Origin of the sequence: Haloprofundus salilacus (assembly GCF_020150815.1) — an archaeon.
Classification (GTDB): Archaea; Halobacteriota; Halobacteria; order Halobacteriales; family Haloferacaceae; genus Haloprofundus; species Haloprofundus salilacus.
In genome coordinates this window covers 2608390-2624214 of the sequence record NZ_CP083723.1, presented here as the reverse complement: position 1 = coordinate 2624214, position 15825 = coordinate 2608390, and the positions used below count along the sequence as shown (strand labels likewise).

15 protein-coding genes are annotated in these 15825 nt (G+C 65.6%); 11 read left to right on the top strand and 4 right to left on the bottom strand.

Annotated elements, in window-relative coordinates:
* Positions 1-8: 8 nt before the first annotated feature.
* Together LAQ58_RS13535 and LAQ58_RS13530 are read right to left on the bottom strand one after the other, a co-directional pair.
* A complete protein-coding gene (locus LAQ58_RS13535; RefSeq protein WP_224447975.1) occupies positions 9-1256 on the bottom strand; it encodes an MFS transporter in 1248 nt (415 codons plus the stop codon).
* Positions 1257-1329: 73 nt separating this feature from the next.
* Positions 1330-3021: a long-chain fatty acid--CoA ligase gene (locus tag LAQ58_RS13530; protein ID WP_224447974.1), complete on the bottom strand. Its 1692-nt coding sequence runs from the start codon at positions 3019-3021 to the stop codon at positions 1330-1332.
* Positions 3022-3141: 120 nt separating this feature from the next.
* On the opposite strand from LAQ58_RS13530, the gene LAQ58_RS13525 reads away from it, so the two are divergent.
* The 6 genes from LAQ58_RS13525 to LAQ58_RS13500 all read left to right on the top strand — a co-directional run bounded on the left by LAQ58_RS13525 (position 3142) and on the right by LAQ58_RS13500 (position 6896).
* A complete protein-coding gene (locus tag LAQ58_RS13525; protein WP_224447973.1) occupies positions 3142-3873 on the top strand; it encodes an HAD family hydrolase in 732 nt (243 codons plus the stop codon).
* Positions 3874-3942: 69 nt separating this feature from the next.
* Positions 3943-5010 carry a phosphotransferase family protein gene (locus LAQ58_RS13520; protein WP_224447972.1) on the top strand — a complete coding sequence of 356 codons (1068 nt, stop codon included), beginning with the start codon at positions 3943-3945 and terminating at the stop codon, positions 5008-5010.
* A gap of 4 nt (positions 5011-5014) precedes the next feature.
* Positions 5015-5473 carry a MaoC family dehydratase gene (locus tag LAQ58_RS13515; RefSeq protein WP_224447971.1) on the top strand — a complete coding sequence of 153 codons (459 nt, stop codon included), beginning with the start codon at positions 5015-5017 and terminating at the stop codon, positions 5471-5473.
* A gap of 26 nt (positions 5474-5499) precedes the next feature.
* Entirely contained in the window at positions 5500-5685 is a 186-nt protein-coding gene (locus LAQ58_RS13510; RefSeq protein WP_425490659.1) for a HalOD1 output domain-containing protein, read from the top strand.
* Between the two features lie 123 nt (positions 5686-5808).
* Positions 5809-6468 carry a helix-turn-helix domain-containing protein gene (locus tag LAQ58_RS13505; RefSeq protein ID WP_224447970.1) on the top strand — a complete coding sequence of 220 codons (660 nt, stop codon included), beginning with the start codon at positions 5809-5811 and terminating at the stop codon, positions 6466-6468.
* A gap of 68 nt (positions 6469-6536) precedes the next feature.
* A complete protein-coding gene (locus tag LAQ58_RS13500; protein WP_224447969.1) occupies positions 6537-6896 on the top strand; it encodes a DUF7344 domain-containing protein in 360 nt (119 codons plus the stop codon).
* A gap of 190 nt (positions 6897-7086) precedes the next feature.
* On the opposite strand, the gene LAQ58_RS13495 is transcribed toward LAQ58_RS13500, so the two are convergent.
* Positions 7087-7542: a MaoC/PaaZ C-terminal domain-containing protein gene (locus LAQ58_RS13495; protein WP_224447968.1), complete on the bottom strand. Its 456-nt coding sequence runs from the start codon at positions 7540-7542 to the stop codon at positions 7087-7089.
* Positions 7543-7622: 80 nt separating this feature from the next.
* Here LAQ58_RS13495 and LAQ58_RS13490 point away from each other — a divergent pair, with 80 nt between their 5' ends.
* Entirely contained in the window at positions 7623-9278 is a 1656-nt protein-coding gene (locus LAQ58_RS13490; protein ID WP_224447967.1) for an AMP-binding protein, read from the top strand.
* 27 nt (positions 9279-9305) lie between these two features.
* On the opposite strand, the gene LAQ58_RS13485 is transcribed toward LAQ58_RS13490, so the two are convergent.
* Positions 9306-10487: an iron-containing alcohol dehydrogenase family protein gene (locus tag LAQ58_RS13485; RefSeq protein ID WP_224447966.1), complete on the bottom strand. Its 1182-nt coding sequence runs from the start codon at positions 10485-10487 to the stop codon at positions 9306-9308.
* A gap of 116 nt (positions 10488-10603) precedes the next feature.
* On the opposite strand from LAQ58_RS13485, the gene LAQ58_RS13480 reads away from it, so the two are divergent.
* The 4 genes from LAQ58_RS13480 to LAQ58_RS13465 all read left to right on the top strand — a co-directional run bounded on the left by LAQ58_RS13480 (position 10604) and on the right by LAQ58_RS13465 (position 15285).
* Entirely contained in the window at positions 10604-12166 is a 1563-nt protein-coding gene (locus LAQ58_RS13480; protein ID WP_224447965.1) for a class I adenylate-forming enzyme family protein, read from the top strand.
* On the top strand, positions 12163-12936 hold the full coding sequence (locus tag LAQ58_RS13475; RefSeq protein WP_224447964.1) for an SDR family NAD(P)-dependent oxidoreductase: 774 nt from the start codon (positions 12163-12165) through the stop codon (positions 12934-12936). The genes LAQ58_RS13480 and LAQ58_RS13475 overlap by 4 nt, the downstream gene beginning before the upstream one ends.
* Before the next feature lie 140 nt (positions 12937-13076).
* A complete protein-coding gene (locus tag LAQ58_RS13470) occupies positions 13077-14291 on the top strand; it encodes an acyl-CoA dehydrogenase family protein (RefSeq protein ID WP_224447963.1) in 1215 nt (404 codons plus the stop codon).
* Positions 14292-14298: 7 nt separating this feature from the next.
* Positions 14299-15285, top strand: a complete 987-nt coding sequence (locus tag LAQ58_RS13465) for an LLM class flavin-dependent oxidoreductase (protein WP_224447962.1) — start codon at positions 14299-14301, stop codon at positions 15283-15285.
* The last annotated feature ends 540 nt before the right edge of the window (positions 15286-15825 follow it).

The window sequence follows — 15825 nt, the reverse complement described above, 5'->3', positions numbered from 1 at the left end:
CGGCAGACTCACCCTGTAGTCGTCGTCAACCGGTCGGCCGCCGCGACCATCCCCGCGCCGAGGATGCCGAGGGCGCCCGAGACGGCGAACGCGGGTGCGTAGCTCGCGAACGCGTCGTAAACGAGACCCGCCGACGGCGGGGCCAAGAGCCCCGAGATGGCGAAGGAGACGGAGACGAGACCGAAGACGACGTTGATGTTTTCCGCACCGAACAGGTCCGCCGTGAGCGGCGAGAGCAGCGCGCCGTTGCCGCCGTAGGCGGTCCCGTAGACCAGCGCGAAGACGAACACCGCCGTCGCGGACTCCGTCGCCGCCAGCACGAGCGTCGAGATACCCATCGTCGCCGAGCAGGCGACGAACACCCGCGTCCGACCGAGTCTGTCGGCGACGTGGCCGATACCGAGGCGGGCGACGCTCGTCGCTGCGCCGACGAGGGTGAGTGCCCAGACGCCGACACCGCGGCCGAGGCCGGCGTCGGTCGTGTAGACGACGAGGTGCGCGAAGACGACGTACAGCGTCGCGTAGATGCAAACCCATCCGACGAGGACGAGCAGAAACGACGGCGTGCGCGCGACGGCGATCGTCTCGCGTAACTGGGCCCGCCACGGCATCGCTTCGCGCTCGGCGGGCGCACCGCCGTCGAACTCCACGGCGGCGTCCACGTCGAGACGACGCGGACTGTCGGCGACGAACGCGACGGCAACCGCCAGCATCGCGAGCGCACCGACCAGAAACAGCCCGTACGTCCACCGCCACCCGACGGCGACGATGAGCGCCGATGCAGCGGGCGTGGCGACTAACATCCCGACGCCCGTCCCCGAACTGGCGAGGCCGCCCGCGAAGCCGCGCCGGCGGTCGAACCAGCGCGGCACCGTCGCGAACGAGACGACGTACACGATGCTCAGCCCGAGCGACGTGACGACGCCGTAGAACAGGAGCACCTGCAGGAACGAGGTGCTCAGGGCGAGGCCGCCTAACCCGACGGTCAGAAAGCCCATCGAGGTCAGCAGCAGCGGGCGCGTCCCGTATCGGTCGACGAAGCCGCCGACGACGGCCGCGCCGACGTACATCACGAACGTCTGGACGCCGAAGATGAGCGACGTCTCCCCCCGCGACCGACCGAACTCAACGAGCATCCGGTCGAAGAAGACGCCGAACGAGTACGAGACGCCGAAGACGACCGTCGCGCCGAGGAAGCACGCGACGGCGACGAACCAGCCGTAGTAGACGTTCGAGCGCTTCACCCACGAGTACACGGGAGAACTCCTCCTAGAGTGTGGCGCTCTCGCGGCGGCCGAGTCGTGTCAGTCGTGTCAGTCGTCTCCATCGTCACCGGCCGTCGGTCGCACTCGCGTCGCCGTCGTCAGTCGGACTCACGTCGCCGTCGTCGGCATCTCGTTCGTCGCCGGGCGCGCGTGGGAGTTCGGCGTCGCCGTACTCGTCGCGGAGCCGTTTCTTGTCGAACTTTCCGGTCGCCGTCTTTGGGACCTCCTCTACGAACACCACGTTGTCGGGGAGCCACCACCGCGGATAGCTCTCTTCGAGGAACGCGAGCACGTCGTCGGCCGAGAGCGTCGTCCCCGACTTCCGCTGGACGCAGGCGACCGGTCGCTCACGCCAGCGCTCGTGCGGCACGCCGATGACGGCGGCTTCGAGCACGTCGTCGTGTTCCATCAGTTTGTTCTCCAGTTCGATGCTCGATATCCACTCGCCGCCGCTCTTGATGACGTCCTTCGCTCGGTCGACGAGTTCGAGGTAGCCGTCCTCGTCGACCGTCGCGATGTCGCCAGTTTTCAGCCAGCCGTCCTCGAAGCTCCCCTCGTCGGCCTCCGGCCGGTTGTAGTACTCGCTGACGATCGTCGGCCCGCGGACGTACAGCTCGCCGACGGTCTCGCCGTCCCACGGCACTTCCTCTCCCTCGTCGTTGACAATCTTCATCTCCATGCCCGGCGAGAGCAGTCCCTGCTTGGCCCGTTTCTCGAATCGCTCCTCGCGGTCCCAGTCGCGCATGTGGCTCTTCGGCCGCGAGACGCTGCCGATGCTCATCGTCTCGGTCATCCCCCACGCGTGCTCGATGGTGACGTCGTGTTCGTCCTCGAAGCGGCGCATGACGGCGCTCGGTGCGGCGCTCCCGCCGACGACGATGCGGTCGAGGCTGCTGACGTCGGCATCGTGCTCGTCGAGGTAGTCGAGCAGGTTTATCCAGACCGTTGGCACCCCGGCGGTGAGCGTCACCCCTTCCTCCTCGATGAGTCGCGCGAGTGTCTCGGCGTCCGGCGACGGACCCGGATACACTTGCTTTGCGCCCGCCATCGCCGCCGAGAAGGGGAGTTCCCACGAGTTGACGTGGTACATCGGCACGACGTGCATGACGACGTCGCTCTCGTCGACGCCGATGGCCGACGGCGTCGCGACCATCATCGAGTGGCTGTACATCATCTTCTGGGTGTACTCGACGCCTTTCGGCTTCCCCGTCGTCCCCGACGTGTAGCACATCCCCGCGGGTTGGTCCTCCGAGAGGTCGGGCCACTTCAGCGGGTCGGCGTCGGCGACGAGGTCCTCGTAGGCAGTGACGCAGTCGAGGTCGGTTTCAGGAATTTGGTCGTCTAGCACGACGACCTCGTGGACGCCATCGAAGCGTCCCCACAGTCGCTCGACGGTCTCGAACGGTTCGCCGGGGTCGACGAGCAACACCTCGTCGTCGGCGTCGCCGACGATGAACTCGACGTGGTCGTCGGGCAGCACGGCGTTAATGGTGTGTAGCTGTGCGCCCATCAGCGGGATGGCGAAGTACGCCTCGTAGTGACGGTGGGTGTTCCACCCGACGGTGCCGACGCGGTCGCCCGGTTCGACGCCGAGCGACGACAGCGCCCCGGCGAGTTTTCGAGCCCTGTCGCCGAACTCGCGGTAGGTGTAGTGGGTCATCCCGTCCGGTCCCCGCGAGACGACCTCTTTCTCCGGAAAGAGCCTCGTCGCGCGCCAGAAGAACGGTCGAAGAGTCAGCTCCGTGGATGACATCATCTACCGTGACAGACGATAGTCACCCACATTAGTTCTGCCGACAGCGGAAGCGTTCGTCGGCGACCCGGTGGCGGATAACTCGGGAGCCGCGTTGACACCCTCGCCGGAGGGTTCATCGCGGTGGCTCGCCAATCCCCGGAGGTGAACGACGACGCGAACGACGCCACGAACGACTGGCGAGCCGTGTTTTGGGATATCGGCGGCGTGCTCCTCGACGTTGACTCCGCGCGCCAATCCCACCGCCGCTTCGTTGAGGCGCTCGCCGAGCGATACGACCTGTCGACGCCCGTCGACGACGCGCTGGCGACGTGGCGCGAGGAGGTCGGCAGCCACTTCCGTGAACGGGAAGGAACCGAGTTCCGGTCCTCGCGCACGGCCTACGGTCTCGCCGTCGACGCCGTCGTCGGCGAGTCGGTCCCGGTCGAGGAGTGGGCACCGCTGTTCGAGCGCGTCCAGCGAGAGACGCTCCGGCCGAACCCGGGAGCGGTCGAGACCGTCGAACGACTCGCCGAATCCCGCCTTTACGTCGGCGTTATCAGCGACATCAACACTGCCGAAGCGACTCTCATCTTCGACATCTTCGGACTGGGGGACGCCTTCGACTCGGTGACGACCTCCGAGTCGATCGGACGGACGAAACCGGCCCCGGCGATGTTCGAGGCGGCGCTGGCCGCCGCCGACGTCCCGCCGGCGACGGCGCTGATGGTCGGCGACCGCTACGAACACGACGTGGCGGGCGCGGCCGCCGCCGGGATGTACACCGTCGCGTACGGTGCGGACGACGGCCCCGCCGTCGACTACCGCGTCGACGTCCTGCGAGCTATCCTCGATATCGTCGGCGCCGAGCGCTGACGGTGGTTCGCAGCGGCGCGGGTCCCTCGCGGCGGTGGATATTAGGCGGTAGTTCGTCAACTGGTACCGATGACCAACGAGCGGAGGTACGAGGAGCGACTCGTCGACGAGCGCCGACTCCGGATGTATCTCGCGTCCGAGTTGGGCGAGGCGGAGACGTTCGCCGTCGAGTGGCACCGGGAGGGACACTCGAACGAGACGCTGTTCGTCACGTGGGACGAGCGCGAACTCGTCCTGCGGCGGCCGCCGCCGGGCGAGACCGCCGACACCGCACACGACGTGGGACGGGAGTACCGCGTGATGGACGCGCTGCAGGGGACGACGGTGCCCGTCCCGCCGACGGTGCTGCACTGCGAGGACGACGCCATCATTGGTAGCGAGTTCTACCTCATGGAGCGCGTCGACGGCGACGTGGTCCGACTCGACGAACCCGGGCGGTTCGCGACCACCGACCGACGGGCGGCGCTCGGCCACGAACTCGTCGACTCGCTGGCGGCGGTTCACGACCTCGACTTCGAATCCGTGGGTCTCGGCGAGTTCGGCCGCCCCGAAGGCTACCTCCGACGACAGGTCGACCGGTGGGGCAAGCAGATGGAGTGGGCCGCTGGCCGGACCGAGCGTCCGGGAGGGTTGCCGGGGCGAGACGAAGTGGAGGCGTGGCTCGGCGCCAACGTACCCGAAGAACACGCGCACACACTCGTCCACGGCGACTACAAACTCGACAACGTCATCCTCGCGCCCGGTACGCCGCCGCGGGTGAGCGCCGTCGTCGACTGGGAGCTCTCGACGCTCGGCGCGCCGCTGTCGGATTTGGGCTGGATGCTGCTGTTCTGGCACGACGACCCCGACGGGGAACCGCCGATTCCGGAGCTGATGCCGTCGTTCACGGCTCGAGAGGGCTACCCGACCCGCCGCAAACTCGTCGAACGGTACGAGGAACGAACGGGCATCGCCTTCGAGCACCCGACGTTCTACCTGGTGCTCGCGACGTACAAGCTGGCGGGCGTCTGCGAGATGTTCTACGCGCGGCACCTTTCGGGCGACAGCGACGACCCCCTCTACGCGGCCATGGACGAGGGGACGCCCGCGCTGCTGTCGTACGCCGAAGACGCCATCGACGGGACGCGGGCGTGGTGAGCCGATGGAGACGCTCCACTTCGAGGAGTTGGCCGTCGGCGACCGCTTCGAGACGGGCGGGCGAACGCTGACCCGCGCGGAGATAATCGCGTTCGCCGACCGCTACGACCCCCAACCGTTCCACGTAGACGTCGAAGCCGTCGAGGACTCCGTGTTCGACGAACTCGTCGCCAGCGGCCTGCACACGATGGCTATCGCCAACCGCCTCGTCACCGACGACTTCTACGCGCACACGTCGGTGATGGGCGGGACGGGCATCGAGGATGCGAACTTCCTCGCGCCGGTCCGCGCCGGCGACACGCTCTCGGTCCGCGTCGAAGTCGTCGAGAAGCGCCCGTCGGCGTCGAAACCCGACCGGGGGCTCGTCACCGTCGAACAGACCGTCACCAATCAGGAAGAGACGCCAGTGATGACGCTACGAATCACGAGTTTCTTCCGACGGCGTTCGGCGAGCGACAGCTGATCGCAGTCATCGAGGACGTCGACCCGATGGACTTTCCGAGAGCGCTTGGAATTACTCTCTACGACCACATCGATCCGGAGGCGCTCGACCGACCCGTGTCTACTACCGGTGACGCGAGTGGTGTCTCCGTTGATCTAACGGTTCACAACGATTATCAGTACGCCGTAGAGATACGAAACACCGGCCACCTCGTCGTCGAAAAGATCGGCTGAGACGAACGGTAGCTAACAGCAGTACGATCACGAGATGTAGAAAATGTATGGTTGGGCTCGTTCGTACCTCGCTTGCGATGCCCCATGGTAAGTATTTATGACCAGAACGCTACAGTTCGGCAAATGGCTACTGAGGCTACCTTTACGGTTCCGTCTGAGCAGTTCCCCTTGGGAACCATATTCGAACAGCTGCCGGGCGTGACGGTCGAACTGGAGCGAATCATTCCCGCACGAGACGTGGTGATCCCCTATTTCTGGGTTCGAGGGACTGCCGTTGACGATGTCGAGGGAGCGTTTACCAGGCATCCGGGTGTAAAGCAGATCGACCTCATCGACTCCGTCGAAGACGAGTATCTGCTGCGCGTCGAGTGGGCGGTAGATTACGACGACGTCCTAACCACGTTAACGGAAACGAAGATCGCGCTCATCGAAGCTGTTGGAACGAACAAGCAGTGGACGTTCGAGGTCCGCGGGGACGCTCGAAGCGAGATTGCAGCCTTTCAGTCTCGCTGTCGAGAGTTGGACATTCCGATCACACTGACCGAACTGCATGCGCTCACGCCGGTCGAGACGAGGACCGAGGCGGCGTTAACCGATAAACAGCAAGAGACGTTGGAACTCGCCTTCGAGCGCGGCTACTTCGAATCCCCGCGCGAGGTGACGATGGAAGACCTCGGCGACGATCTCGGGATCTCAGAACAAGCCGTCGGCTCTCGGCTCCGGCGGGGAATCAAACAGATTCTCGGGAGTACGCTGACCGACGCCACGACTCCCTCACGATAGCAGTCTTAAAAAGGGGTTGAATACTAAAAAGCCAAGGTCAACCGCGTGAACTACCTACAGTGGACGTAATGAGCAGGGATTCCATCGAATTCGACACGGTACTGGACCTCTGTCGGGATCAGCATCGTCGAATTGTGCTTGCGGTACTCGCAGAAGAACACCGTTCGTTAACGGTGAACGATCTCTCTAAGGCAATACTGAAGTATAATCACCACGCGCCAGTTACAGAGGTTTCTGAAGAGGTACTCGCAGAGATTCGCCTCTCGTTGTATCACGAGCACATCCCGAAGTTAGCATCGAAAGGGGTCATCGAATACGACCCAGAGCGCCAACATGTAGTACCGACGGAGCGGTTCGACCAGTCGCAACCGCTGCTCTCTTCGATCATCGAGGCCGATCCCGGTCTCCAAGTACCTGTCGCACTGTGAGCTCGTATCGGGCGTTCCTGTTTTGATGCAGTGTCTCGATTGTTTCATCAGCGATGTAGATGACGGTCAGTTCAACCCTCTGTACTGAGCGGTAACTAACTTCGTAAATTGAGCCAGACCTCGTGCGACATTCGCACTCTGTATTCAACACGCGACTTCTGTTCCGATTTGAGGATTTCAACAGAGCCGTTTACTCCTCTTCCGGCCGCTCTCGAATGTACTCCAGCGTCTCGCAGACGAGTACCGTCCTCCCGTCGTCGGTCGTCACCTCGTCGCGGAACGCCACGATGCCGCCCGGCGGCTTCTCGCGCTTGTCGACGACCTCTCGCTCGACAGAGATGGTATCGCCGACGAACGTCGGTGCGGGAATCCGCATCGAATCGAGACCGTAGTAACAGACGTTCGACGCCTCGTTTCGGAAGTCGCTCGTGATGAGTCCCTCCATCACCGAGTACGTCAGCGGCGCGTGAACCGGTCGCTCGCCGAACTCCGTCTCCGCCGCGTAGGCCGCGTTCATCTGCAACTCGTTCATGTCTCCAGTGTTCCCGGCGTGGGTGACGAGGTGCGTCTCCGTGATGGTGCGCCCGCGGGTCTCGAACACGTCACCCACCGAGAGGTCGTCGTAGTAGCGAACCGGTCCTGACATCGGCATGCGGTACGCGAACACGACACATAACTGCTCCTCCCGGGGCGAAGCTTTATGCACGGTTTGTGCTAGCAGGTGGCATGAATCTCGAACACGCGCTCGAACGGACGGCGCGACACCATCCCGACGCCACCGCGCTGTCGGGGCGAGGCGTCCGCGGAGAGCGGAGCTACCGGGAACTCGCCGACCACGTCCGCCGACTGGCCGGAGGGCTGGCGGAACTGGGCGTCGAACGCGGCGACCGGGTTGCCATCCTCACGCGCAACCACGCCGCGTTCGTCGAAACGTCGTTCGCGCTCTACCGACTCGGCGCGAGCAAGGTGCCGCTCAACTCGATGCTCACCCCCCGAGAGCACGACATGCTCGTCGACGACGCGGATGCGGACGTGCTAGTCACCGAGGCGTCGTTCGCCAACCACTGCGCCGAGATGGAGTCGTCGGTACGGGCAACGGTCGTCGTCGACGGAGACGGCAATGGCGACGGCGACGGTGTGACCGCCGACGCGTGGAAGGAGAGCGCGCCGGGGGTCGACGTTCGGTCGTACGACTCGCTCCTCGACGCCGATCCCACCGATCGACCCGTCGACATCGCGCTCGACGACCCGTGTGCGGTGATGTACACCTCGGGGACAACGGGTCGACCGAAGGGCGTCCAGCACACCCACGGTACGTGGCTCACGACGGCGCTCGGACTGAAAGACGTCCTCGACCAGCGCGCGGGGGAGGTGACGCTCCACGCCGCGCCGCTGACCCACGGGTCGGGCTTTCTGGTCGAGTCGACGGTACTCTCGGGCGGCGCGAACCACGTCGAAGACGGGTTCGCCCCCGACCGCTTTCTCGACGCGGTGGAGTCCCGTGGGGTGAACACCGTCTTCCTCGCCCCGACGATGGTGTACAAGCTCTTGGACGCCTACGACGGCGGCCGCGACACGAGTTCGCTGAAGAACGTCTACTACGCCGGGTCGCCGATGAGCGCCGCGCGACTCGCCGAGGGGATGGAGCGATTCGGCGACGTGTTCGTCCAGTCGTACGCTCAGATGGAGTGTCCGATGTTGGTGACGCTGCTCGACCGAGACGACCACAGACGGGCGCTCGACGGGAACGAGGAACGACTCGCGTCGGCCGGACGCGAGGTCGACATCGCGCACGTCCGCGTCGTCGACGACGACGGCAGAGAAGTCTCGACCGGCGAACCCGGTGAGGTAGTAGTGACGGGACCGCACGTCACGCCCGGCTATCTGAACCTCCCCGAGGAGACGGAGGCAGCGTTCTCCGAACTCCCCACGAGCGACGCGAACGGGGAGTCGGAAGCACAGGAGGCTTCCGGAAGGTGGCTCCACACCGGCGATATCGGCCGCCTCGACGACGAGGGCTACCTCTACATCATGGATCGCAAGAAGGACATGATAATCACTGGCGGGATGAACGTCTTCCCCCGAGAGGTCGAGGAGGTCGTCATCGAACACGAGGAGGTGTCGAACGCCGCGGTTATCGGCGTCCCCGACGACTACTGGGGCGAGAAAGTGACCGCAATCGTCGAGCCGCGACCGGACGCGGACGTCGACGCCGACCGTCTCGCTGCGGAGGTGACAGAGCGCTGCGCGGAGTCGCTGGCGGCGTACAAGAAGCCGAAAACCGTCGAAGTCGTCGACGAACTCCCGCGGAGCTCCTACGGGAAGGTGCTCAAGACGGAACTCCGCGAGAGGTACTGGGAGGACGAGGGGCGCCGCATCTGAGCGGCCCGGCGGGACGAAATTCGCCGGTCACCAGGCCGCTTCGAGGAGATCGACGATGTCGGATTCGGTGATTCGCTTCGGGTTGTTCGCCATCGCAGAGTCGTGGGCGGCAATCTCGGCCATTGCTTCGAAGTCGTCGCGGTCGACGCCCACGTCGCGCAGACGGTACGGGACGTCGATTTCCTTCTGCAGTTCTCGAATCACGTCGCACATCGCCTCCAGTGTCGCCTCGTCTGCGGTCGAATCACCCTCGACCTCGACGCCTAACGCGCTGGCGAGGCGTGCCATCCGCTCGGGCACCGCGTCGAAGGTGAAGCGGATGCCGTGCGGCAGGAGGATGCTGTTGCCGTCGCCGTGCGAGACCGGGTGGCGAGCGCAGAGCGGGTGGTTGATGCCGTGGTTGATGCTGATGCCGCCGACGATGCCGAAGCCGCTGAGACCCGCGCCGAGTTGTGCGGCCGCCAGCGCGTCCGGGTCGCCGTCGTTGACGGCCGCTGGGAGGTTCGAGACGAGCAGGTCGATCGCTTTCTCCGCGGTCGCCTGGTAGAACGGGTTCTCCGCGTGGCCGTCGGAGTAGAGAATCTCCACCGCGTGGTCGAGCGCGTTCATCCCCGTGCTGGCGATCGTCGCGGGGGGCGTCGTCGCCGTCGCGTCCGGGTCGTAGACGCAGGCCGTGGGTCGAATTTTCTCGTCGAGGACGACGGCTTTGTCCCCGGCTTCCTCGTCGGTGACGCCGAATATGTTCGTCACCTCGGCGGCCGACAGCGTCGTCGACACCGCGAAGACGGGCGTCTTCGGCGCGGAGAGGTCGGGGACGTGCGACTCTCCGTCATCCGTGGTCCGCGTCTTCATCTCGTGGAGATTTCGTCCATCTTCGGCCGCGAAGACAGAGATGGCCTTCGCCGTGTCGCTGGCGCTGCCGCCGCCGACGCTCACGAGGCTGTCGATATCGTGTTCGCGGAACGCGTCGACGCCCGCCTCCACCGTTCGGAGCGGCGTGTCGCCGCGCGCCCCGGTGTAGGTGTGGACGCGCCGTTCGCCGAGCGCGTCGCCGACCGCGTCCATCAACGCCTCGTTCGCGCCGACGTGTTCGCCGCAGACCACCATCGCTCGCTCGACGCTCGCCTCCGACAGCAAGCCCTCCAATCGCCCGATAGCACCCTCACCCCAGACGAATCGGGCGGCCTCGTACCGGTGTTCGCGCACCATACGCCTCCCGAACGCCGAACCGTGATAAGTGTTGACGAAGGACGTACTCCCGAACTGAGTCAATTGTTCACGAACAACAATCTACATGTGGTGGATGTCCGTACCTCCGTCCGAGAATGCGCATCGAAGCACTGCTCGAAACGCGAGTCGAGAAAACACCGCAGAAGCCGTTTCTGACGTTTCCGGACGCTCGATACAGCTACCGGGAGGTGGCCGACGAGTCGAAGCGGTACGCGAACGCGCTGTCGTCGCTCGGCGTCGACGCGGACGACGCAGTCGGGCTGTTCCTGCCGAACTGTCCGGAGTTCCTCTTTCTCATGTTCGCGAACGCGTACGTCGACAGCGTTACCGCGCCGTCGAATCCCGAGTACAAGCCGGACGAACTGCGTCACTCGCTGAAACTCTCGCGGCCGGAACTGCTCGTCACGACGCCCGACCTCCTCGAAGTCGCCGAGGAAGCCGTCGAGGGAACGAGCGTCGAGCGGATTCTGACGACTGAGGACATCGACGAGTACGAGTCGCTGCCGGCACTCGCGGCCGACCAATCGACGGACGTCGACCCCCACGAGGGCGACGAAACCTCGGTCGGCCTGCACATGTACACCTCGGGGACGACGGGACCGCCGAAGGCCGTCGAGTGCCAGCACGAGAACTGGACGCTGAGCGCGGTCGACTTCCAGAAGCGGATGGGCTTCACCCACGAGGACACGCTGTTCACCGCGCTGCCGCTATTCCACGCCAACGCCCAGATTTACTCGACGCTCGGCGCGGCGGCGGCGGGTGCGGAGGTCGTCATCTATGAACGGTTCTCCTCGTCGCGGTGGTGGGAGTGGTGCCGCGAGCACGGCGTCACCGAGTTCAACGCGATGGGGAGCATGCTGAAGATGCTCGACAACGTCGCCGAGTCGCCCGACGACGCAGACAACCCGGTCGAACTCGTCTTCTCGGCGGGGACGCCGCCGGAACTCATCGAACCGTTCGAGGAGCGCTTTGGCCTGCGCGTCGTCGAGGGCTACTCGCTCACTGAGGACCCGCTTCTGATGCTCAATCCGACCGACCCCGAGAAGCGCCGCATCGGCAGCATCGGTCTCCCGCCGGCCGAGAAGCGGATTCGAATCGTCGACGACGACGGCGACCCCGTTCCGACCGGCGAGAAAGGCGAGATAATCCAGAACTGCCCGGCGCTGATGGCCGGCTACCACTGCCAACCCGACAAGACCGCCGAGGCCGTCGACGACGGCTGGTTCTACACGGGCGACTACGGCAAACTCGACGAGGACGGCTTCGTCTACTTCCTCGACCGCAAGAAGGACATCGTCCGGCGGGCGGGCGAGAACATCTCCTCGTACGAGGTCGAGGGCGTCATCAAGGCGCTCGACGCCGTCGACGAGGTGGCGGTCATCCCGAGTCCCGACGAGTTCTACACGGAGGTGGTCAAGGCGCTCGTCAGCGTCAAGGAAGGCCACGAACTCACCGAGGAGGAGATCGTCGAGACGTGTCGCGCACAGTTGGCGTCGTTCAAAGTCCCGCGATATATCGAGTTAGTCGATGAATTCCCCTACACGCCCACGGGGAAGATTCAGAAGCAGAAGCTCCGCTCCCGCGAGCGTGAGGAGGAGCCGAACCACTGGGACCGCGAGACAGAGAAAGGCGCGAAGTCCGAGGAGGGGGAACGATGAACGCGCTCGACCAGTTCGACCTCACGGGGCGCGTCGCCGTCGTCACCGGCGGCACGCGCGGCATCGGTCTCGTCATCGCGGAGGGACTCGCCTCCGCCGGGGCGACGGTCGTTCCGACCTCGCGGACGGAGTCGGACGTGGAGGCGGCGGCCGAAGCCGTCGAATCGTACGGCGTCGAGAGCCTCGTCGTCCCAACGGACGTGACCGACGACGACGCGGTTCACGCGCTGTTCGAGGAGACCGCCGACGCCTTCGGCGGCGTCGACGTCGTCGTCAACAACGCAGGCGTCAACCCCGCCGCGGCGCTCGGCCGACCCGAGGACGTCGATCCCGACGGCTACGAGTTCGTCCTCGACGTGAACCTCCGCGGCGCGTTCCGGTGCGCGCAAGAGGCGGCGAGGTATCTCGGCGAGAGCGACGGCGGGTCGCTCGTCAACGTCGCGAGCGTCGGCGGGGTGGTCGGTCTGCCGCGGCAACATCCCTACGTCGCGTCGAAGCACGGCCTCGTTGGCGTCACGAAGAGCATCGCGCTCGACTGGGCGCCCGACGTGCGCGCGAACGTCGTCGCGCCCGGCTACGTCGCCACCGACCTCACGGCCGAGGTGCGCGAGAACGACAAACTCAGGCAGTCCATCGTCGACCGAACGCCGCTGGACCGCTTCGCCGACCCCGAGGAGTTGGCCGGACCCGTCGTCTTCCTCGCCAGCGACGCCGCCAGCTACGTGACCGGCGCGTGTCTCGCCGTCGACGGTGGGTGGACCGCCCGGTAGCGCTCCGGACTCGCCCGCCTGTTGGCGGGACCGACTGCGAACCCCGCGCCCCCGCACGACCCACGTCGGCGTCGTCGGCGACAGCAGCGGCAAATCACCGGGGTGAGAGAACTTTTAGCACAGAACGCGCATGAACGATTATGGAGTACAACGACTCCGAACGCGCGGAGGCGGTCGCAGCACGCGTCCGCGAGTTCGTGGACGAGACGGTGATTCCCGTCGAACGCGACCTGCTCGGCGAGGGACCGGTGACCGACGAGCAACTGGCCGTGCTCAGAGAGGAGGCCCGCGAGCGCGACATCTACGCGCCGCAGGTTTCGACCGAGTACGGCGGGATGGGGATGGCGTTTCGGGACGTGCTCCCGGCGTTCGAGGAAGCGGGGCGGAGCCTTTTGGCCGCGCCCGCCATCCGCGTCGACGCGCCCGACGAGGGGAACATGCACACCTTCGAACTCGTCGCCACCGAGGAACAGAAAGAGGAGTGGCTCCGGCCGCTCGTCGCCGGCGAGGTTCGCTCGGGCTTCTGCATGACCGAACCGATGCAGGGCGGCGGATCCGACCCGAAGATGCTCCGCACCGAAGCCAGAAAGGAGGGCGACGAGTGGGTCATCGACGGCCACAAGTGGTGGACGACGAACGGGCTGGAGGCCGACGTCTTCCTCGTGATGGCGCGGACCGACCCCGACGCCCACCCCTACAGCGGCTGTTCTATCATCCTCGTTCCGGCGGACACGCCGGGCGTCGAGATCGAGCGCGGCATTCCGCACATGGCCGACGGAATGCTCGGGACGAGCCACGCCGAGATTCGCTTCGAGGACGTTCGCGTCCCTGTCGAGAACCTCATGGGCGAGGAGAACGAGGGCTTCTCCATCGCCCAGCAGCGTCTCGGCCCGGCTCGGCTCACACACTGCATGCGCTACTCGGGGATGGCCCAGCGCGCGCTCGACGTGGCGAAGGCGTACACCAGCGAGCGCGAGGCGTTCGGCTCGCCCGTCGCCGAGAAACAGGGCATCCGCTTCGCCGTCGCCGAGGCCGAGACCGAACTCCACGCGGCGCGCTGCATGGTCAGACACGCCGCCGACCGAATCACTGCGGGCGACGAAGCCAGAATCGAGGTGTCGATGAGCAAACTTTACACCTCGAACGTCGTCCAGGAGGCCATCGACACGGCGATGCAGATGTGCGGCGCGAACGCCATCGGCGAGGACCTTCCGCTGGCCGACTTCTACCAGAACGTCCGACAGTTCCGCTTCGTCGACGGCGCCGACGAGGTACACAAGCGGGTCATAGCCCGCGACGCATTCTCCGACGTCGACGAGTCCGAACTGGAGAACGTCGCGCGGTACAAGGAGTAGCAGAGTCGTGACGACACCGCTCGGACTGCTGCTCCCGGATGTCTCCTCGGAGTCGCCGGCGTCGGTCGCCGAACGGGCCGAGGAACTCGGCTACGACGCCGTCTGGGTGAGCGAACTCTGGGGCACCGACGCGTTCGTTCAACTCGCGGAACTCGCGATGCGCACCGAGACGGTCGGACTCGGCACGGCCATCGTCAACGTGTTCTCGCGGTCGCCGGCCGTCATCGCGATGGCCGCCGCATCGGTCGACCGCCTCTCACCCGGCAGACTGACCCTTGGCGTCGGCGCGAGCACACCGAAAGCCGTCGAAGACCTCCACGGCACCGGCTACGACCGGCCGGTCCGCCGCATCCACGAGACGGTCGAGCTCGCGAAGGCGTACCTCGGCGACGCCGACGCCGTCGACTACGACGGCGAACTGTTCGAGGTGGCAGACTTCCCGGGACTCGACGCGGACGTGCCGGTGTACAACGCGGCGCTTGGTCCCGCCAACAGGCGGGCGACCGGACGGGTCTGCGACGGCTGGATTCCGCACAACGTCCCCTTCGAAGAACTCTCGGAGGCGTTCGAGGTCGTCGCCGACGCGGCGCGGGAGGCCGGACGAGACCCCGACGATATCGCCGTCGCGCCGTACGTTCCGGCGGCGGTCTCCGAGGACGAATCGGCGGCGTACGACGCCGTCCGCGGCCACCTCGCCTACTACGTCGGCAGCGGCGAGGGCTACCGCCGAGCCGTCGCCATCGCCTTCCCCGACGAGGCCGACCGGGTCGCGGACGCGTGGCGGAGCGGCGACCGCGCAGCGGCGGCCGACGCCGTGACCGACGAGATGGTGCACGCACTCGGCGTCGCCGGGACGCCCGCCGACGCTGCGGACCGACTGGAGGCGATTCTCGAACTCGACGTCCTCGACCGACCGATGCTCACCGTGCCGAGACAGGCCGACGACGCCCTGACGCTCCGGACGATAGAGGCGCTCGCCCCCGCGAACCGGTAGCTTCGACTCTGCTGAAATGCTCGATCAGCGACGGTTCGATACGATTGTGCTGAACAGAGGGTGCAAATGTGGCATATTGATTGTCTCCAATCACTGATCGAGCGGGATCGAGCGGGACCTCTTAGTAGATGTGAAGACGTCTCGGTTCTGCTATCGAACTATCTTTCTTCGAGGAGAGAATCCCGCGGTTTACGGCGGGCGTGAATCCGACACCTCCTCCACAGACTGCATTTTGACGCTCATACGGATATTCAGGTAATCACGGGTCGTCGCATGACGTACACCGAGGCGGTCTCACCGCCCACCTAAATGCACACTATCGGGACTCCGAGACCCAGACTGTTCGAGACACCCTCTCGAACCGATGTGGTGTCTCGGTCAAGATAACTCCGAGTCCCCTTGGCGGCGATAGGAGTAACGGCGGTGTGGCCCCGCCATCGGCCTGTCATGCCGACCGGTCGTCTACCAGCAAATATCCCAACCCAGCGGTGCGGACGTGGGAAGCCCCGTCGGTTACGACGGGGAGGAGGTCACATTGGA